This window comes from Streptomyces dioscori, from assembly GCF_003024195.1.
In the GTDB taxonomy this organism is placed as follows: Bacteria; Actinomycetota; Actinomycetes; order Streptomycetales; family Streptomycetaceae; genus Streptomyces; species Streptomyces dioscori.
In genome coordinates, this window is record NZ_KZ679041.1 from 1 (window position 1) to 18,035 (window position 18,035).

The window sequence follows — 18,035 nt, forward strand, 5'->3', positions numbered from 1 at the left end:
AGCACCACCGGCCGCTCGAACTCGCCCGCCACCTCACGGAAGATGTGCACCGCCTCGGACTCCAACGCGTCCAGATGGCTCAGGGCGTACGGGCTGTCGGTCCCCTCCTCGGAGACATCGGCAACGGTCGTCGTCATGCGAGACCCCTCTCGGCGAGCAGCGCGTGAAGCGCCGCCGCGGACTCCTGCACGGACTGGGTGTGCGACTCGATGCGCAGATCGGGCGACTCGGGCGCCTCGTACGGGTCGTCGACCCCGGTGAGCCCGGAGATCTCGCCCGCCGCCTGCTTGGCGTACAGGCCCTTCACGTCCCGCTCGCTGCACACCTCGACCGGCGTCGCGACATGCACCTCCAGGTACGCGGCACCGCTCGCCTGGTGACGCTTGCGCACCGCCTCGCGGCTGTCGGCGTACGGGGCGATGACCGGCACCAGCGTCTTGACGCCGTTGCGGGACAGCAGGTCGGCGAGGAAGCCGATGCGCTGGACGTTCGTGTGCCGGTCCTCGCGGCTGAAGCCGAGGCCCGCCGTCAGGAACGTACGGATCTCGTCGCCGTCGAGCACCTCGACGCGGTGGCCCTCCTCGCGCAGCCGGGTGGCCAGCTCGTACGCGATGGTGGTCTTGCCGGCGCTCGGCAGACCCGTGAGCCAGACGGTGGCTCCGGTCACTTGGTTCTCCTGGTTCATCGAGGTCGTCGAGCCGGTCACGGTCGTCGCGGTCGTCGCGGTCATGGTCAGCCGTGCAGTCCGCACTCGGTCTTGCTGCTGCCCGACCAGCGGCCGGCGCGCGCGTCCTCGCCCTCAAGGACCCGGCGGGTGCAGGGGGCGCAGCCGACGGACGGGTAGCCGTCCATGAGGAGCGGGTTGGTGAGGACCCCGTGCTCGCTCACGTACGCGTCCACGTCGTCCTGCGTCCAGCGGGCGATCGGCGAGATCTTGACCTTGCGGCGCTTCTCGTCCCAGCCGACGACGGGGGTGTTCGCCCGGGTCGGGGACTCGTCGCGGCGCAGGCCCGTGGCCCAGGCGCGGTACTTGGTCAGGCCCTGCTCCAGCGGCGCGACCTTCCGCAGCGCGCAGCACAGGTCGGGGTTGCGGTCGTGCAGTTTCGGCCCGTACTCGGCGTCCTGCTCGGCGACGGTCTGGCGCGGGGTGAGGGTGATGACGTTGACGTCCATCACGGCCTCGACGGCGTCCCGGGTGCCGATGGTCTCGGGGAAGTGGTAGCCGGTGTCGAGGAACACGACGTCGACGCCGGGGTTCGCGCGGGACGCGAGGTGGGCGACCACCGCGTCCTCCATCGAGGAGGTGACGCAGAACTGCTTGCCGAACGTCCGCACGGCCCACTGGAGGATCTCCAGCGCGGAGGCGTCCTCCAGGTCGCGGCCGGCCTGCTCGGCGAGCGCCTTCAACCCGGCGTCCGCGTCGCTGCCGGCATCGGATGTGGTATCGGTATCGGTCTGAACGGCCGTCATATCTCGTCCCCTCCACCGTCGTTGCGCTGAAGTCCACGGGTCAGCAACCCGAGGAACTTCAACTGGAAGGCTCGATTGCACGCTCCGCATTCCCACGCGCCGTGCCCCTGCTCGCTCGGACGCAGATCCTCGTCGCCGCAGTAGGGGCAGTAGAAGGGCGCCGCGCGTTCGCTCATGACAGGGCCTCCTCGGAGGCGCGGGTGGCCCACGCGGCGAAGCGCTCGCCGTCCTCGCGCTCCTCCTCGAAGCGCTTGAGGACCCGCTCGACGTAGTCGGGCAGGTCGTCCGCGGTGACCTTCAGACCGCGGACCTTGCGGCCGAAGCCGGCTTCGAGGCCGAGCGCGCCGCCCAGGTGGACCTGGTAGCCCTCGACCTGGTTGCCCTCGGTGTCGAGCATCAGCTGGCCCTTGAGACCGATGTCCGCGACCTGGATACGGGCGCAGGCGTTCGGGCAGCCGTTGATGTTGATGGTGACGGGCTCGTCGAACTCGGGCATACGGCGTTCGAGTTCGTCGATCAGCGTGGCGCCGCGGACCTTGGTCTCGACGATGGCGAGCTTGCAGTACTCGATGCCGGTGCAGGCCATCGTGCCGCGCCGGAAGGTGGACGGCCTGACCTTCAGGTCGAGTGCCTCCAGGCCCTCCACCAGGGAGTCGATCTGCTCCTGCTCGACGTCGAGCACGATCATCTTCTGCTCGACGGTGGTCCGCAGCCGGCCGGAGCCGTGCGCCTCCGCCAGCTCGGCGATCTTCGTGAGCGTGGTGCCGTCGACGCGGCCCACGCGCGGCGCGAAGCCGACGTAGAAGCGGCCGTCCTGCTGCCGGTGCACCCCGATGTGGTCGCGCCAGCGGGCGAGCGGCTGGTCGGGGGCCGGGCCGTCGACGAGCTTGCGCTGCAGGTACTCGTCCTCCAGGACCTGGCGGAACTTCTCGACGCCCCAGTCGGCGACCAGGAACTTCAGGCGGGCGCGCGTACGAAGGCGGCGGTAGCCGTAGTCCCGGAAGATCGACAGGACGCCGATGTGGACGTCGGCGACCTCGTCGAGCGGCACCCAGGCCCCGAGGCGCTGGCCGATCTTCGGGTTGGTGGAGAGGCCGCCGCCGACCCAGAGGTCGAAGCCGGGGCCGTGCTCGGGGTGGTTCACGCCGACGAAGGCGACGTCGTTGATCTCGTGTGCCACGTCCAGGAGCGGCGAGCCGGAGACCGCGGTCTTGAACTTGCGGGGCAGGTTCGAGAAGTCCTTGTTGCCGATGACCCGGCGGTGGATCTCCTCGATGGCGGGCGTGCCGTCGATGATCTCGTCCTCGGCGATACCGGCGACGGGCGAGCCGAGGATCACGCGGGGCGTGTCACCGCAGGCCTCGGTCGTGGAGAGACCTACGGCCTCCAGGCGCTCCCAGATCTCCGGGACGTCCTCGATGCGGATCCAGTGGTACTGGACGTTCTGCCGGTCGGTGATGTCAGCGGTCCCGCGCGCGAACTCCTGCGAGATCTCGCCGATGACGCGCAGCTGCTGGGTGGTGAGGCGTCCGCCGTCGATCCGTACCCGCAGCATGAAGTACTTGTCGTCCAGCTCCTCCGGCTCCAGGACCGCGGTCTTGCCGCCGTCGATGCCGGGCTTGCGCTGGGTGTAGAGCCCCCACCAGCGCATACGGCCGCGCAGATCGTTGGGGTCGATCGAGTCGAAGCCCCGCTTGGAGTAGACCGTCTCAATGCGCGTCCGCACGTTGAGACCGTCGTCGTCCTTCTTGAACTGCTCGTTGCCGTTGAGCGGGGTGTAGTGACCCACGGCCCACTGGCCCTCACCGCGGTGACGGCTCACCTTGCGGCGGGGCGTTGCGGCAGCGGGATCCTGCGGAGTGGCGGCCATGGTTTCTACGTCCTTCGGGACAGACGGATGCGGCTCTGACCTGCGCGTACGAGTGCATACGGGCATGCGTGCGCGGCATTGCGCAAGTCGAGACAGGGGGAATGTCGGTGGTGCTGGGCACGGGGGCGCGGCCCCTGGTGCCGTGGGTCAGCGGACCGGACAGATGGCGCTGGACATGCGGCCGAGGTCGACGTGCCGCCGACTCACCAAGGCAATCCCAGTTCCAGACATGACGGAAGCGTGTCACGGCGATCTGGACAGAGTCCAGCTTCGTCCAGGATGCGGACACCCTTGTCCCGGGATGTGGGACAAGGGGGATGACGGTCACAAGATCGGGTCCGGATCACATCCCGCCAGGTCAGCCGACCTGTGCTCCGGGCCAGGGCCCGGGGGTGGTCACGTCCGGCTCCTCCTCCACCTTGGTGTCGAAGAGCTTGAAGCCGCGGCGCAGGTAGTTGTCCATCGCGTGCTCCCCGTCCTTGCTGCATGTATGCAACCAGACGCGCTTGGTCGGCGCCCGCCCCGGCCAGCGGTCGGCCAGGTCCCAGGCCCGCGCGACCCCGTACGAGAGGAGGTGTCCGCCGATGCGCCGGCCGCGGAAGGCCGGGATCAGGCCGAAGTAGACGATCTCCACGACGCCGTCGTCCTGCCCCTCCAGCTGTACGTATCCGGCGGGCGTCCCGCGGTCGTGGGCGACCCAGGTCTCCGTGCCCGGCCGCTCCAGGTCCTCCCGCCACTGCGCGTACGTCCAGCCGAGCCGGTCCGTCCAGCGGATGTCGCCGCCTACGGAGGCGTACAGGAAGCGGCTGAACTCGGGGGAGGGCACCTCGGCGCGGGCGATCCGGACGTCACCGTCGGGCGCGGCGGCGGGCAGCCGGTCTGCCGGAGCGGTCTGCTCCAGGGACCAGGTGGTCACAGCGATGCTCATGCGGGCCAGCGAACCACGGGGACGGGCTCCCCTCCAAAGCGGGCTGCCCGTCCCTCAGACCCCGGTCACTGCACCGAGTCGTCGACCGCCGACAGCGGGACCGAGTACAGCACCCGCTCCGGGACCGCAGGCGCCTCCCAGTCGTTGTCCTCGTTCGCCGCCCACTCGGTGAGCGTCCACAGCTCACCGGTCTCCTGCCAGTACGACAGGGACTCGGTGTGCTGCCCCCAGCAGGCGTACGACGTGCCGCCGTCGCCGCACTGCGCGGCCTTCGCGGCGCTCTCGTTCTGGCGCCAGAGCGTGCCGTGCTTGTCGCGGCTGCCCGGGGCGTAGCCGGTGTACCAGTCGGCCTTGTCCGCCCCGTCCGGTTTGTGTGAGAGGACGCCCTGCAGCCCGACGGCCTCGGTCTCGTACGCCTCGTCGGCGTTCACGACACCGCCGGCGCCGCTGCCGAGCAGGCCCGTGCGGTCGCTCGCGGTGCTGTAATGGTAGCGCCAGACGCGCGCCGGTTCGGTGCCGCCGGAGCTGAACCACTCGTTCGCGACCAGGCTGTCCGGCGTCGAGGTGCGGTCCAGGGAGACCGACGCGAAACAGGGGCGCGCGTTGTTGTTCTTCGCACTGCAGGCGCCGCCGGTGAGGTCGTACGAGCCGATGGCCGGCAGTACGTACTGGTAGCCGCGCGCCGACCAGCCGCCGCTGACCTTGCCGACCTCGGCACTGTTCACGTCGGCCCGCAGGATGCGGTTCATGTCGAAGACGAACAGGGCGTTGTCGTGGTCGGCGCCGTTCTTCGCGGTGACGATCAGCTTGTCCTGGTACCAGACCATGCCGCCGACGTGTGAGCGGACGGCCCCGAAGTCCTTGCCGCCGGAGAGCGGGGCGACCAGCAGGACCCAGCGGTACCTGAGGTTCTTCGGGTCGTTCGCGTCGATGAAGGCGACCCGGGCCAGACCCTTGTCGGCGTCGGGCTCGCCCGCCTTGTGGTCGTTGTGGGTCCAGCCCGCCAGGATCACCCGGTCGGAACCCCACCTGCCGTCGTTGTCGGCGTCCCCGGAGGTGGTGACGGACTGCGGCAGCCACTTCTGTGTCGTGGCGTCCCCGCTGTCCCAGCAGTACGCGCGGGACGCGGTGGGCTCGACGGGCAGGGCGGCCGACTCGGTCGCGGCGCAGTCGGCCTTGTTGCGCATCGGGTGGTTGGCGCTCTTCAGGACGGCGTCTACCCCTACGGACCCACCCATTCCGCTCTGCAGGGTGTCCAGCGTCGACTCGGCGACCAGGTTCTCGTGCAGCTGCAGCTTGCCGATCTCGGCCGAGGAGGTGAGCGGCTTCAGGGGGCCGGGGTTGTCGCTGCCGGCGGCCTGCGAGGTGGTGATGATGGTGGCGGCGGCGGTGAGGGCGAGGGCGGCCCCGGACAGGGTGGCCCGCAGGACACGCCCCTTGGTCCGGCGGCGGTGTCTGCCTCGATACGTCATAGGTCCTCCCGTCGGCGGCCAACTGCCTCCTGCGATTCGGCGGTTGAGCCGGAGGAGACGGATGTGGGGGGCCGTGCGTTGGATGGTACGGCAGAGGGGGGCGAGCCAGGTCGAATACCCGGTAATAGGTCGGGATTGCGCCCCTGGCTCCCCCGGGGGAGGAGGATGCCGTTGTCACTCCGGCAGGGGATGCGAGCAACCCGCGTCCACCGGCCCGGTCGTGCTGCCCGCGACGCGCGCCCGCACCACCCCCGGAGCCGTCGAGTACGGAAGCAGGTCGCCGGGGTCGTCGGGGAGGAGCACCCGCACCTCGGCCGTCTCGCGGAAACGGTACGGCCGGTGTTCCAGGACGGCTCCCAAGTAGCGGCGTACGCGCGACATCTCGGCCCGTACCGTCACCGTGCGGGCCTGGTCGCCGAACATGTCGGCGGCCAGGGCGGCGGCGCTGCGGCCGGTGCGGTGCAGGGCCAGCAGATACAGCAACTCGGTGTGCCGCGGACTCAGTTCATGCGTCCAGGTGCCCGTACCGTCCGCCACGGTCACCGACCAGCGGCGCGGCCGCGAGACGTCCAGCTCGATCCGGGTGGCACCGCCCGGCGCGCGGAGTCCGTCCGAGGCGCGGATCAGCCAGCCGCCGGTCAGCGGCTCCAGCGAGCACAGGCCGAGCGACGGCAGCCAGATCCGGTCTGCGGCGGGCGCGGCGGGCAGTGCGACCCGGTCCAGGTGCGGCATGCCCGTGACCGCGGCGGTCCAGCCGTCCCGGTCGACCGCGAGGGCGCGGCCGGTGATCCGGGCGAGGACCGGCGCGGCCACCGAGCGCAGCCGGTCCAGCGCGGCCAGATGCCGCTCCCGCAGCCGCGCCTCGGCGAGCTTGGCCACCGAGCCGACCCACGCGAGGGTCGACGGGTGCATCGTCTCCCAGGGCCCGCTGACGTCCACGACCCCGATCAGCCGGCCGTCGCGCGGGTCGGTGATCGGTGCGCCCGTGCAGGTCCAGGTGGCGTGGGTGCGGACGAAGTGCTCGGCGGCGAAGACCTGGACGGGCCGGCGGACGACCGCGGGGGTGCCGATGCCGTTCGTGCCGACGACGTTCTCGCCCCAGTCCGCGCCGAGTTCGAAACCGAAACCGTCGGCCCTGTGCAGCACGGGACGGCTGCCCTCGCGCCACAGCACCCGGCCCTCGGCGTCCGCCACGACCATGATGTGGCGGGTGATGTCCGCGACCGACAACAGGCCCTCGCGCAGCACCGGCAGGACGTGCCGCAGCGGGGACTCCCGGCGCCGCCGCTCGATCTCGTCGCGGTCGAGCAGCCCGGCGCGGAAGTCGTGGTCGGGGTCGACGCCGTCGCGCAGCATGCGCCCCCAGGACTCCCCGATGACCGGCCGGGGGCCGAGGGGTCCCGGCTGCCCGGACAGGGTGGCGTCGCGTACCTCGTCGAGTACGCGGGCCGCCCGCGCCGCGTCCCCCGCGGCCAGCCCTGCCACGTTCATGGGCGAGTGCGCCATCGTGTCCTCCCGAAGGGCCTGAGCGGACAGCCGGCAGCTGTCGGTCCGGTACCGGCGACGGGTGTCCGTCACCGAGCGCGACAATCCGAACACACAGCGGAGATTCCATGCAGGGTTTGCAAGGTAGGAGCAGGGTGCGGAGACGTTGCAACCCTCTGCAACTCTGGTGCGACGCCCGGTGCGCGGCCGAAACTCTACGACGCACGGGGGTGGTGCCGTGTCGGCGCAGCACCACCTCCGTGCCAGGCCGGACCGGAACGGCCGGGGCCCGGTCAGGAGACGGGGCGCGCCCGCTCCACCACCGAGGCCAGGTCGAGCGTGTGCGGCAGCGTCCCCAGCGACGATCCCCAGTCCCCGCCGAGACGGGACGCGCAGAACGCGTCGGCGACCTCCGGCGGCGCGAAACGCACCAGCAGCGAACCCTGCAGCACCAGGGCGATCCGCTCGACGATCCGCCGCGCGCGCCCCTCGACACCGTCCAGGTCGGCGAGTTCGGTCAGCAGGTTCTTGATCGCGCCGTCCAGCCGGTGATCGGCGCCGCGCGCCAGACCGACCTCCCGGAGGTACGCGTTCAGGGCGGCCGGCTCCCGCTGCAGGGCCCGCAGCACATCGAGCGCCTGCACGTTCCCGGCGCCCTCCCAGATGGAGTTGAGCGGCGACTCGCGCAGCAGCCGCGGCATGCCGGACTCCTCCACGTACCCGTTGCCGCCCAGGCACTCCAGGGCCTCCGCCACGACCGGCGTGCACCGCTTGGTCACCCAGTACTTGGCCGCCGGCACCGCGAGCCGCAGGAACGCCCGCTCCTGTTCGCCGCCGTCGTCGTACGCGGCGGCGAGCCGCAGCGCGAGGGTCGTCGCCGCCTCCGACTCCAGGGCCAGGTCCGCCAGGACGTTGCGCATCAGAGGCTTGTCGACCAGCCTGCCGCCGAACGCCTCGCGGTGCTCGCAGTGGTGCACGGCCTGCGCGACGGCCTGCCGCATCAGGCCCGCCGAACCGAGCACGCAGTCCAGGCGGGTCGCGGCGACCATGCCCATGATGGAGCGCACCCCGCGCCCCTCCTCGCCGACCCGGCGCGCCCAGGTCCCGTCGAACTCGACCTCCGCGGAGGCGTTCGACCGGTTGCCCAGCTTGTCCTTGAGCCGCTGGATCCGGAAGACGTTGCGGGTGCCGTCCGCCAGCACGCGCGGCACGAGGAAGCAGGTGAGCGCGTCCCGGCCGTCCTGGTCGCCCCGTTCGCCCCGTTCGCCCCGTTCGACCTGCTCGCCGGCAGGGCCCGCCTGCGCCAGGACGAGGAAGCCGTCCGACATCGGCGCCGAGCAGAACCACTTGTGGCCCGTCAGTTCGTACGTCCCGTCCTCGGCGAGCGGCCGGGCGGCCGTCGTGTTCGCGCGGACGTCGCTGCCGCCCTGCTTCTCCGTCATGCCCATCCCGAACAGGGCACCGGCCTTCTGCGCGGCCGGACGCAGGTCCTGGTCGTAGACGGTGGACGTGAGCCGGGGCTCCCACTCGGCGGCCAGCGCCGGGTCGGTGCGCAGCGCGGGCACCGCCGCGTGGGTCATCGACAGCGGGCACCCGTTGCCCGCCTCGACCTGGCTCCAGACCAGGAAGCCGGCCGCGCGCCGCACATGCCCGCCCGGCCGCGACCAGGCCGCCGTAAGACCCGCCGAGACGCCCTTGCCGAGCAGCCGGTGCCAGGACGGATGGAACTCGACCTCGTCCAGGCGCTCGCCGTAGCGGTCGTGGGTGAGCAGCTTCGGCGGGTTCTCGTTGGCCAGCGCCCCCCACTTCTGTACCTGCGTGGACCCGGAGGTGCGCCCGAGGGCCGACAGCTCGCTGTGCGCCTCGTCGAGGAGCGCGGGATCGAGATGCCGCCCGACCGCCTCCACGAGGGCCCGGTCGGCGGTGAAGAGGTCGTACGCGACCAGCGGCGGAGCCTGGTTGGTCACGGTGTGGGTGCGGGCTGCCATGACTGCGAACCTACCCGCGGTGCGGCGATCGTCACCAAACTCCCGCCGCACCCCCCGTACACCGGAGCGCCGCCGTCCGGTCAGGCCGGACGGGACAGCGCGGCCAGGTCGCCGGAGCCGAGGGTGTCCTCGCCGCGCGGGTTCACCGACCAGCTCGGGCTGTGGACGGTGTCGAGGTAGCGCTCGCCGAGGTCGGGGGCGATCGCCACCGACGTGAGGTCCCGTGTCCCGTGCAGGTCCATCCAGGTGGACGCCCCGCTGACCACCGTGCCGGTGGAGCCGCCGAACAGGAACCCCCGGGCGGCCAGCCGGCGGCAGACGCGGACGGTGTCGGCCTCCTCCACGTGCACCACGTCGTCGACGTACGACTCGTCGAGCATCGGCGGACGTACGCCCATGCCGAGCCCCGGGATCATCCGCGGACGCGCGGGCCCGCCGAAGGTCACCGAGCCGACGGTGTCCACCGCGACGATCCGCACCCGGCGCCGCCACTGCCAGAACCAGCGCGCGCAGCCCATCAGGGTGCCGGTCGTACCGGCCCCGACGAACAGCACGTCCAGATCCGGGAAGCGGCGCGCGATCGCCGGCGCCGTGGTGCGGTAGTGCGCCCGCCAGTTGCTGTCGTTGGCGTACTGATTGAGCCAGACGTACCGGTCGTCCGAGGCACACAGCGCCCGTACGTACGCGATCCGGGCGCCCAGGAAGCCGCCGTGCAGCGCGGGTTCCTCGATGACGTGGACCACGCTGCCCAGAGCTTCCATCATCCGCCGGGTCGCCGGGTTGCAGCGTGCGTCGGTCACGCACCGGAACCCGTAGCCACGGCTCGCGGCGATCACGCTCAGTGCCACGCCCAGGTTCCCGGACGACGACTCGACCAGGACGGACCCCGGTCGCAGGGCGCCGCTGCGTTCGGCGGCGTCCACCATCTCGGTGGCCGCCTTCATCTTGATCGACCCCGCGAAGTTGAACCCCTCGCACTTCAGGAAGAGCGGCAGCCCCATCGTCGCCCGCAGGTCGACGTAGAGCTCGTTCTCGTTGAATTCCGAAGGATCGGAAATGACAGGCATGAGTCCCCCTCATTCATGCGGCTTTCGTGCGGCGCCGTGCCCCACGTCCCGTGGGGCACGGCGCCCGCCGGTCAGCCGTGCCGGCGCAGCTCGTGGAAGAAGCCGTCCACGACGTGCGGCCCGCCCCGCCGGGCCACCTCGTCGTGGACGAACTTGCCGACCGCGAGGTCCAGGACCCCGAGGCCGAAGGGCGAGAAGACGACCGTCCGGTCGGCCGGTACGGTCACCCGCCCGGACAGCACGTCGTCCAACGTGCCGTCGATGAAGTCCCGGCCGCCGCTGAGGCGTTCGGCCAGGTGCGGAGAGGTCTCCGCCTTCAGGCAGTGCTCGATGTCGTCCACGAAGTTGGCCGAGGCGAGCAGGATCTCGGGTGCCAGGTCGCGCAGCGACACATGCAGCACCAGCGGGGCGTGGTCGAACCACGCGAGGTCGTGGATGTGCGGCGCGCCCGCGACGGTGGCGAAGACCACCAGATCGCTGGAGCGGATCAGCGACTCGGCGCTGTCGTGCACGGTGAGGCGGCCCTTGGCGCCCGACCGCTCCAGATAGCCGTGGAATCCGGCCGCGCTGTCCGCGGCCAGGTCGTACACCCCGGTCTCCTCGAACGACCAGCCGGTGGCGGTGAGATGGGTGTGGATGTGGCGGGCGATCAGTCCGGTGCCGATGAAGCCGACCCGGACCGGCCGGGTGCGCCCGCGGCTGAGCCGGTCGGCCGCGAGGGCGGCGGAGGACGCCGTCCGGGCGGCGTTGATGATCGACGCCTCCAGGCAGGCGAACGGGTAGCCCGTCTCGTGGTCGTTGAGGATCAGCACGGCCGAGGCACGGGGCAGTCCGGACGCCGTGTTCTCGGGGAAGCTGGAGACCCACTTGATGCCGTCCACCCCGATGTCCCCGCCGATCGACGCCGGCAGCGCGATGATCCGCGACGACGGGCGGTCGGGGAAGCGCAGGAAGTACGACGGCGGGTTCACCGAGTCGCCGCCCCCGTGCAGCCGGTACACCCGCTCGACGAGGTCCGCGATCTCGGACTCCCGCCCCTCCAGGGCCTGCTGGACCTGAGAACCGGAGATGACGGAGAACGGGGGAGCACTGAGCGTCCTCCCGGGTGCCTCGGGTGCCTCGGGTGCCTGGGGTACCTCGGACGCCTCGGCGGCCTGCGCCGCGTGTTCCGTGCCGCTCATGCGGTCCTCACTTCGGTCGTCGGTGTGGAGTCGGTCAGCCGGACCGGGTCGGCCAGTGCGGCGAGCACCTCGCGCGGGCCCTCGAAGGGCTCCCTGCTGTGCGCGGTGCGGATGTTGTCGACGATCATCAGGTCGCCGGAGCGCCACGGCTCGCGCACGGTGTGGGCCTCGTACACCGCGTTGATCTCCCGGACGACGTCCTCGCCGATCGGATCACCGTTGCCGTGGCGGGTGTTGAAGGGCAGCCCGTCGGGGCCGTAGACGTCCACCAGGTACTCCCGCACCTCGGGGTCCATCGTCCACTCGTTGAGGAAGGCGATCTGGTTGAACCAGCAGGGCCGTCCCGTGACGGGGTGCCGGAGCACCGCGGCGCGGCGCTGGCGGGTGTGCAGCGAGCCGTCGGCCTGCCAGGCGAACTCGATGGCGTGGGCCCGGCAGTAGCGTTCGACGGCGGCGCGGTCCTCGGTGCCGAAGGCCTCGCCGACCGACGCCCCGATCTCGTCGTTGTACGTCCGCGTGAGCAGCCAGCCCTCGCGGGCGAACCGCTCGGTGAGGCCGGCCGGCAGCGCGTCGAGCACGGTGGGCGCGTCGGCGACGGCGGTGGCGCCGCCCTCGGCCGGCGCGTCGAGGCACGCGAACAGCATCAGCGCGGGGAACTCGACCGCGTAACTCAGCTCGTGGTGCATGCACATCTGCTGGTTGGGCGGCCACTTGGTGGAGGAGTACACGCCGTCCGCGTACGTCCGCCGGGGTGCGAAGGACTCCCGGTCGGGCATCAGGCCGCCGGCCAGGCGCCGGAACACCTCCCCGGTCGTGTCCGGGTCGCTCAGCCCCAGGCCGCGGACCAGGACGCTGCCGTGTTCGGTGACCACGGCGCGCAGCGCGTCGCGGTGGACGGCCGCCCAGCCCGCCGTGTCCCCGGCCACGTCGGCGCGCAGGATCGGGGGGCTGCCGGGACGCAGGACGACGTCGGGCAGGAGCGTCGGAGTCGTGGACATCGTGTGGTTCCTTCCGGTCTCGCGCGGTGCGGAGCGCGCGCGGATGTGCGTGTGGTCGTGGGCCGGTTCCTGCGCCGGCCGCCGGGCTCGTTTCCCGGCGTGGCTCACGACGCCTCCCTGGCCGGGGCGTCGAGCAGGCCGGCCAGGTCGGCGAGGACGGGGTGACGGGCGACGTCCTTGAGGGTGATCGCCCGGTCCAGCGCGACCGCCAGCTTCACCGCCGCGAGAGAGGTCCCGCCGCGGTCGAAGAAGTGGTCCAGGCGGCCGATCCGGTCCTGCGGGACGCCCAGCACCTGCGCCCAGGCCGCCGCCAGACGCAGTTCGCCCGGTGTGCCCGGCGCCTGCTCGCCGTCCTGGCCGCCCGCGCCGCTCGCGGTGGAGTCGAGATCCTCGGCGAGCGCGGTCAGCGTCTTGCGGTCGATCTTGCCGTTGGCGGTCAGCGGCAGGCTCTCCCGCCGGTGGACGGCCGACGGCACCATGTACGCGGGGAGCGACACGGCCAGCCGCTCCAGCACCGCTTCCGGCGCGAGCGGTTCGGAACCGGCGCAGAACGCCACCAGCCGGGTGCCGCCCGCGACCACCACCGCGCCGTCCCGGACGCCGTCCACCCGCAGCAGCGCGTTCTCGATCTCGCCGATCTCGATGCGGAAGCCGCGGATCTTCACCTGGCTGTCCCGGCGGCCGAGGAACTCCAGCTTCCCGTCGGGCAGCCACCGGCCGTGGTCCCCGCTGCGGTACAGCCGCTCGCCGGGCCGGTACGGGTCGTCCCCGAACGCGGCCTTCGTGCGGTCGGGGTCGTTGACGTATCCGCGGCCGACGCACACCCCGGAGAAGACGATCTCGCCGGGCGCGCCGAGCGGTACGGGGGCCAGGTGTTCGTCGACGACGTACACGCGCACGTTGGCGACCGGCCGGCCGAGCGGGACCCGGTCCTCGTCCGGCACCCGGTCCATGACCTCGTGGTTGGTGTCGTCGGAGGTCTCGGTCAGCCCGTAGGCGTTGGCCAGCCGGATGCCCGGCTCGGCCGCGAACCAGCGCTGGACGAGTTCCTTCTTGACGGCCTCCCCGGTGACCGACACGCAGTGCAGGTCCGGCAGTTCGCGCGGGCGCTGCTCCAGTTCGGCGAGGACGGCTTCGAGGTACGACGGGACGACCTGGAGGACATTGACCCCACCGTCCGTGACGGTGTCCACGAACCGCGGGACGTCCAGGATCACCTCCTGGGCGACCAGCAGGGTCCGCCCGCCGACCAGCAGCGCGGAGACCAGCTGCCACAGCGAGATGTCGAAGCACTGCGGGGCCGTCTGCGCGACGACCTGTCCCTCGCCGACCCCCAGGTCGTCGATCTTGGCGAGGACGTGGTTGACGAAGCCCGCGTGCTCGCACATCGCGCCCTTGGGCTCACCGGTGGAGCCGGAGGTGAAGTAGATGTACGCGAGCTGGTCCGCGCCGACCGGGACCCCGAGGTCGCCGTCGGCGTGCTCCTCCGCGTAGGCCGCCTCGACGTGCAGGACCTGGGCGCCGGTGTCGGCCGCGTCCAGCGTGGCGGTGCTGCCGCCCTCGGTCAGGACGAGCTCGCAGCCGGCCCGCCTGAGCGTCTTCTCGATGCGCCCGGCCGGGAAGTGCGGCTCGACGGGCAGATAGACCCCGCCCGCCTTGAGGACCGCGAGGACCCCGGCCATCCAGTCCAGATCGCGTTCCATAACGACCGCGACGACCCCCTCGGGGCGCAGCCCGCGGGCGAGCAGTGCCCGGCCGATCCGGTTGGCCCGCGCGTTCAGCTCGCGGTACGTCCACTCCTCGTCGCCCTGGACGGCGGCGACGGCGTCCGGATGGGCGGCCACCCGCTCCTCGAAGAGTTCGTGGACGCGGCGGTCCGGCAGTGCGCGGTGCGGCCCGGCCAGTCCGTCGAGCTGGAAGCGGAGTTCGTCCTCGTCCAGGAGGCCGTGCCGGTCGTGCGCGGCGTCCGGGTCGGCGGCCGGCAGGCCGAGCGCGGTCAGGTGGTAGCCGGCGATGCGCGCGGCGGCTTCGGCGTCCAGGACGTCGGTGCGGTACCGCAGCCGCAGGGCGTGACCCGCCACGCTCACCCGCAGCACGGCGTTCGCGGTGTCGGCGTCATCGGTGTCCGCGGTCCGCCCGGTGCCGTCGTCGTGGCCGTGCGGGTCGAGCACGGCCGCGAAGGGGACCGGGGCGCCGCCCGACTCCCGCGCGGGCGGCTCCCCGGCCGGCTCACGGGCGGCCTCGCGGACCGCCAGGTCCGCCTGTGCCAGCAGCTCGCGCCAGGTGCCGGGGCCGACGGTCAGCCGCCGGAGCACCGGCGCCGCGCCCTTCGCGGGGACGTAGCCGATGACGGCCTCGCGCTCACCGGACAGGGCCGCGAGGACCTTGGCGTGTGCGGCCAGGAGCGCGGACGGCTCCGTCACCAGGCCTGAGGGCAGCGGAACCTCGTACTCCGCCGTGCCCGGGACCGGGGTGAGCGTCCACCTCGGGATCGTTTCCATTCTCTGTTCCCCCCTGTGTTCCTTCACGTGCCGTGCTTCTATTCGCGCTGTGGTCAGGCGCGTCGCTGTTCGGCCGCCGGGTTCCCGCCCCAGTGCGCCCCCGGCGGTACCTCCTCGCCCTTCATCAGGAAGGAGTCGGCGGCCAGCACGGCGGCGTCCCCCACAGACGCGCCGTAGTGGACGAGCGCGCCGACGCCGAGCGTGACGCCGTCGCCGATCTCGATGTGGTCGGACTTGAAGGTGCCGTCCTCCTGCGAGTGCGACTGGATCTTGCTGTGTGCGCCGAGGGTGCAGTCGTCCCCGATGGCGGTGAGCGTGCGCTCGGTGATGTAGGCCCCGTCGTCGAAGACCCGGCGGCCGATCCGGACCCCGAGGAGCCGCCAGAGCAGGCTCTTGAACGGCGTGCCGTTGTAGAGGGCGAAGTGCGTGTCCGGGACCTTCCACAGCCGCTCGTGCTGCCAGAAGAGCGGGTCGTAGATGGAGTGCAGCCGCGGCTCCAGCGGACGGAACCGCAGGATGACCCGCTCCACCAGCGCGTAGTAGACGGTGGTGAAAGCGGCGCCGACGAGCAGGGACGCCCCGATCAGCAGCCCGCCGACGGTGCCGTACTCCCCGTACAGGTCGAAGGCGGCGAAGCCGAGGACCGTGAGGACGAACCAGTCGAACCAGCGCAGGAACAGGAACAGGCCCATGGTGTGCAGGTTGTGGCGGTTCTTCGCGGCGAGGCGGCGGTGCAGCTCGTCGCCCTCGCGCAGGTGGTCGAAGCGGGTGTCGCGTTCCACGGTCCGCGGGATCTCGAAGGGCGGCGAGCCCAGCAGGCCGACGCCTTCGCGGACCTCCCCGTCGAGCGGGACCATGACCTTCGTCGCGAGCAGGACGTTCTCGCCCGTGCGGCCCCCGACCGGGTAGGCGATGTGGTTGCCCAGGAAGCTGTTCGGCCCGATCGTCGCGCGTGAGACCCGGAACGACGTGCCCGAGTACTCGGCGTTCATGATCGACAATCCGTCGGCGACCATTGTGCCGCGCCCGACGGTGGCCAGGAACGGCGTCTCGTGCGCGACCCCCGTGCCGAAGTTGGAGCCGGTCTGCTCGACGTGCGAGAGGTCGTACCCGATGGCCCGCAGGTAGTGGACGATGTACGAGCTGTCCCCGCACAGCCACTTGAAGAACTTGACGTTGGTCAGCCGCGCGACGGAGCGCTGCACCGAGTAGTGGAAGCCGTAGAGCGGGTAGACGCGGTCCGGCTCCAGGAACGTGTTCAGCAGCCGCGGGATCACGGTCACGACGGCGAAGCCGATCACGATGAAGCCCACGAAGAGAGCGACGGACAGGGCGAACGCCTCGGCGTAGAAGCGTCCGGACGTGATGTTCTGCGTCTCCAGGTTCAGCAGCACGTCCAGCGAGGGTGCCACCTGCAGCAGCAGGTACGTGCCCCCGATCAGAAGCGGCATGGTGACCAGTAGCGTCTGCAGGACGGTGGCCAGGCCGTAGCCCACCCGGCGCGCGGTGCCGCACTCCGCGGGGGCGACCCGTACGTAGTCCACGTCCGTGCGCTGGGCCGGCGAGCCGTGCCAGTGCTGACCGGCGGGCACCGCGGCGCCCCCGTACAGCGCCGACGCGTGGCCGAGCTGGGAGCCGTCGCCCATGGCGGTGCCGATGTCGAGGACGGTGTTCTCGCCGACGAACACGTCCTGGCCCAGCGTGACCCGGCCGGTGCGGATGCGCCCGGCGTGCGCCTGGTAGCAGAGGAAGTGCGAGTCCTTGCGGATCACCGTGTTCGCGCCGACCGTGAACAGGTCGGTGCAGACCGGGACCGCGTGCGAGAGGATCGTGACGTTCTTTCCGATCCGCGCGCCCAGGGCCCGCAGGTAGAGCACGTACAGCGGGTTGCCGGCGAACAGGACCATCGGGTTCGCGTGCAGCAGCACCTTGACGGTCCAGAAGCGCAGATAGGCCAGGCTCCAGAGGGGGAACTCGGTCTCCTTCCAGCGGCCGACCAGCACCCACTTGGCCACCACCGGCAGCGTGCACAGGCCGACGAAGACGCCGCCCCCGAACAGCGCCGACCGCAGGTAGACGTCCACGACGCCGTCCCCGGCCGACACCCAGTCGTACCCCTGTGCGGTGACGAGCCCGGAGAGCAGGCAGTACGCCGCGAAGACGAGGAACTGCAGGGCCCCGCACAGGGCGTACCGTGCGCTGCTGCCCACCGGGGGCGGCGCGGCCGGTTCCGCCGGCGGCGCGGGCTCCTCGGCCGGGACCGCGGAGAGCGCCGCCGCCAGACCCCGGATCGTCGGGTGGCCGTACACGTCGCGCATGGACACGGCCGGCAGGTCGGGGTGCTTCCTGACCCGGGCGCAGAAGTGTGCCATCACCAGGGAGTTGGCACCGAGGTCGTCGAAGAAGTGACTGTCGACCGGGACCTGCTCGGCGCGTACGACACCGGCGAGCACCTCCGCGAGGACAGGTTCGATCCCGTTCACCGGGTCGCGGGTGGTCACGGACCGCGCCGGAGCGGCGGTCGCGACCTCAGTGGGATTTCCCACCACTTGATCTCCTTGCTGGTGATTGCTCGTACTTGTGGACCGTTCGGAAGTGTTTGGCACCTCGGATGGGAATACGAAGGATTCGCGCCCGCAGTTTCATCGCGCACCTGAATTGGTGACGAAAGATGTTCTGGTGAACCACGGTGATTCCTGTGTGACTCCGGTGTGCCGGAAGATAGACTTGTTTCTCGTGCGCGCTGTGTTGTGTCAGGGCAGGCGAGAAGAGGATGTTCGGGAAGTGTGTGAAGTGGCCGCGTGGAAAAGGCGCAGTGCAGCACGGCATGATCCGCGTGGTTCCCACGCGGATCACGGGTAACGCGGCTGTGTCGGGCCCTCGTCCCCTCGTCCGGGCCCTTCTGAGTCCCCCGTGTCGTGGTGCCACTGAGCCGTCCCCACGTGCCCAGCGCAATGCAATCCGAATTGTTTCGGCGTGCTCATGAACGGGTCAAGGGCGTTTCGGCCTATGGCGCTTTCTCGCTGTTCGATGCTTCAACGGCGACCGACCTGAATGATCTCGTCCGACCGTGCC

General features: G+C 71.4%; 14 protein-coding genes and 1 pseudogene. All 15 read right to left on the bottom strand.

Going from position 1 to position 18,035, the window contains the following annotated elements; all coding sequences use genetic code 11:
• Window positions 1-137, bottom strand: a pseudogene (locus C6Y14_RS11325) (sulfate adenylyltransferase subunit CysD); the annotation flags it as partial.
• Window positions 134-685, bottom strand: a complete 552-nt coding sequence (cysC, locus tag C6Y14_RS11330; RefSeq protein ID WP_107016920.1) for an adenylyl-sulfate kinase — start codon at window positions 683-685, stop codon at window positions 134-136. The gene cysC and the pseudogene C6Y14_RS11325, both read right to left, overlap by 4 nt.
• 47 nt (window positions 686-732) lie before the next feature.
• On the bottom strand, window positions 733-1,470 hold the full coding sequence (locus C6Y14_RS11335) for a phosphoadenylyl-sulfate reductase (RefSeq protein WP_225891018.1): 738 nt from the start codon (window positions 1,468-1,470) through the stop codon (window positions 733-735).
• On the bottom strand, window positions 1,467-1,646 hold the full coding sequence (locus tag C6Y14_RS11340) for a hypothetical protein (RefSeq protein ID WP_107016475.1): 180 nt from the start codon (window positions 1,644-1,646) through the stop codon (window positions 1,467-1,469). The genes C6Y14_RS11335 and C6Y14_RS11340 overlap by 4 nt, the downstream gene beginning before the upstream one ends.
• Complete coding sequence (locus tag C6Y14_RS11345) at window positions 1,643-3,340, bottom strand: nitrite/sulfite reductase (protein ID WP_107016476.1); 1,698 nt, start codon at window positions 3,338-3,340, stop codon at window positions 1,643-1,645. The genes C6Y14_RS11340 and C6Y14_RS11345 overlap by 4 nt, the downstream gene beginning before the upstream one ends.
• 147 nt (window positions 3,341-3,487) lie before the next feature.
• A complete protein-coding gene (locus C6Y14_RS45830; protein ID WP_349817346.1) occupies window positions 3,488-3,571 on the bottom strand; it encodes a putative leader peptide in 84 nt (27 codons plus the stop codon).
• A 127-nt stretch (window positions 3,572-3,698) separates the two neighbouring features.
• Window positions 3,699-4,268 (bottom strand): GNAT family N-acetyltransferase, encoded by a 570-nt coding sequence (locus C6Y14_RS11350; RefSeq protein ID WP_107016477.1) that lies wholly within the window; start codon window positions 4,266-4,268, stop codon window positions 3,699-3,701.
• A gap of 65 nt (window positions 4,269-4,333) precedes the next feature.
• Window positions 4,334-5,740, bottom strand: a complete 1,407-nt coding sequence (locus C6Y14_RS11355) for a hypothetical protein (protein WP_107016478.1) — start codon at window positions 5,738-5,740, stop codon at window positions 4,334-4,336.
• Between the two features lie 174 nt (window positions 5,741-5,914).
• A complete protein-coding gene (locus tag C6Y14_RS11360) occupies window positions 5,915-7,246 on the bottom strand; it encodes a GAF domain-containing protein (protein WP_107016922.1) in 1,332 nt (443 codons plus the stop codon).
• A 272-nt stretch (window positions 7,247-7,518) separates the two neighbouring features.
• On the bottom strand, window positions 7,519-9,213 hold the full coding sequence (locus C6Y14_RS11365) for an acyl-CoA dehydrogenase family protein (RefSeq protein WP_107016479.1): 1,695 nt from the start codon (window positions 9,211-9,213) through the stop codon (window positions 7,519-7,521).
• Window positions 9,214-9,293: 80 nt separating this feature from the next.
• Entirely contained in the window at window positions 9,294-10,280 is a 987-nt protein-coding gene (sbnA, locus tag C6Y14_RS11370; RefSeq protein ID WP_107016480.1) for a 2,3-diaminopropionate biosynthesis protein SbnA, read from the bottom strand.
• 71 nt (window positions 10,281-10,351) lie between these two features.
• Window positions 10,352-11,461 carry a 2,3-diaminopropionate biosynthesis protein SbnB gene (gene sbnB, locus C6Y14_RS11375; protein ID WP_107016481.1) on the bottom strand — a complete coding sequence of 370 codons (1,110 nt, stop codon included), beginning with the start codon at window positions 11,459-11,461 and terminating at the stop codon, window positions 10,352-10,354.
• Window positions 11,458-12,459 (bottom strand): TauD/TfdA family dioxygenase, encoded by a 1,002-nt coding sequence (locus C6Y14_RS11380; RefSeq protein WP_107016923.1) that lies wholly within the window; start codon window positions 12,457-12,459, stop codon window positions 11,458-11,460. The genes sbnB and C6Y14_RS11380 overlap by 4 nt, the downstream gene beginning before the upstream one ends.
• A gap of 104 nt (window positions 12,460-12,563) precedes the next feature.
• Window positions 12,564-14,960, bottom strand: coding sequence for a non-ribosomal peptide synthetase (locus C6Y14_RS11385; protein ID WP_107016482.1), 2,397 nt, complete (start codon window positions 14,958-14,960; stop codon window positions 12,564-12,566).
• 53 nt (window positions 14,961-15,013) lie between these two features.
• Window positions 15,014-17,509 (bottom strand): Pls/PosA family non-ribosomal peptide synthetase, encoded by a 2,496-nt coding sequence (locus C6Y14_RS11390; protein ID WP_404828767.1) that lies wholly within the window; start codon window positions 17,507-17,509, stop codon window positions 15,014-15,016.
• Window positions 17,510-18,035: the final 526 nt, after the last annotated feature.

What these genes read in the sequence shown, in the direction of transcription:
- cysC (WP_107016920.1), bottom strand. Translation starts at nt 685, where the DNA reads ATGAACCAGGAGAACCAAGTGACCGGAGCCACCGTCTGGCTCACGGGT.
- C6Y14_RS11335 (WP_225891018.1), bottom strand. Translation starts at nt 1,470, where the DNA reads ATGACGGCCGTTCAGACCGATACCGATACCACATCCGATGCCGGCAGC.
- C6Y14_RS11340 (WP_107016475.1), bottom strand. Translation starts at nt 1,646, where the DNA reads ATGAGCGAACGCGCGGCGCCCTTCTACTGCCCCTACTGCGGCGACGAG.
- C6Y14_RS11345 (WP_107016476.1), bottom strand. Translation starts at nt 3,340, where the DNA reads ATGGCCGCCACTCCGCAGGATCCCGCTGCCGCAACGCCCCGCCGCAAG.
- C6Y14_RS45830 (WP_349817346.1), bottom strand. Translation starts at nt 3,571, where the DNA reads ATGTCTGGAACTGGGATTGCCTTGGTGAGTCGGCGGCACGTCGACCTC.
- C6Y14_RS11350 (WP_107016477.1), bottom strand. Translation starts at nt 4,268, where the DNA reads ATGAGCATCGCTGTGACCACCTGGTCCCTGGAGCAGACCGCTCCGGCA.
- C6Y14_RS11355 (WP_107016478.1), bottom strand. Translation starts at nt 5,740, where the DNA reads ATGACGTATCGAGGCAGACACCGCCGCCGGACCAAGGGGCGTGTCCTG.
- C6Y14_RS11360 (WP_107016922.1), bottom strand. Translation starts at nt 7,246, where the DNA reads ATGGCGCACTCGCCCATGAACGTGGCAGGGCTGGCCGCGGGGGACGCG.
- C6Y14_RS11365 (WP_107016479.1), bottom strand. Translation starts at nt 9,213, where the DNA reads ATGGCAGCCCGCACCCACACCGTGACCAACCAGGCTCCGCCGCTGGTC.
- sbnA (WP_107016480.1), bottom strand. Translation starts at nt 10,280, where the DNA reads ATGCCTGTCATTTCCGATCCTTCGGAATTCAACGAGAACGAGCTCTAC.
- sbnB (WP_107016481.1), bottom strand. Translation starts at nt 11,461, where the DNA reads ATGAGCGGCACGGAACACGCGGCGCAGGCCGCCGAGGCGTCCGAGGTA.
- C6Y14_RS11380 (WP_107016923.1), bottom strand. Translation starts at nt 12,459, where the DNA reads ATGTCCACGACTCCGACGCTCCTGCCCGACGTCGTCCTGCGTCCCGGC.
- C6Y14_RS11385 (WP_107016482.1), bottom strand. Translation starts at nt 14,960, where the DNA reads ATGGAAACGATCCCGAGGTGGACGCTCACCCCGGTCCCGGGCACGGCG.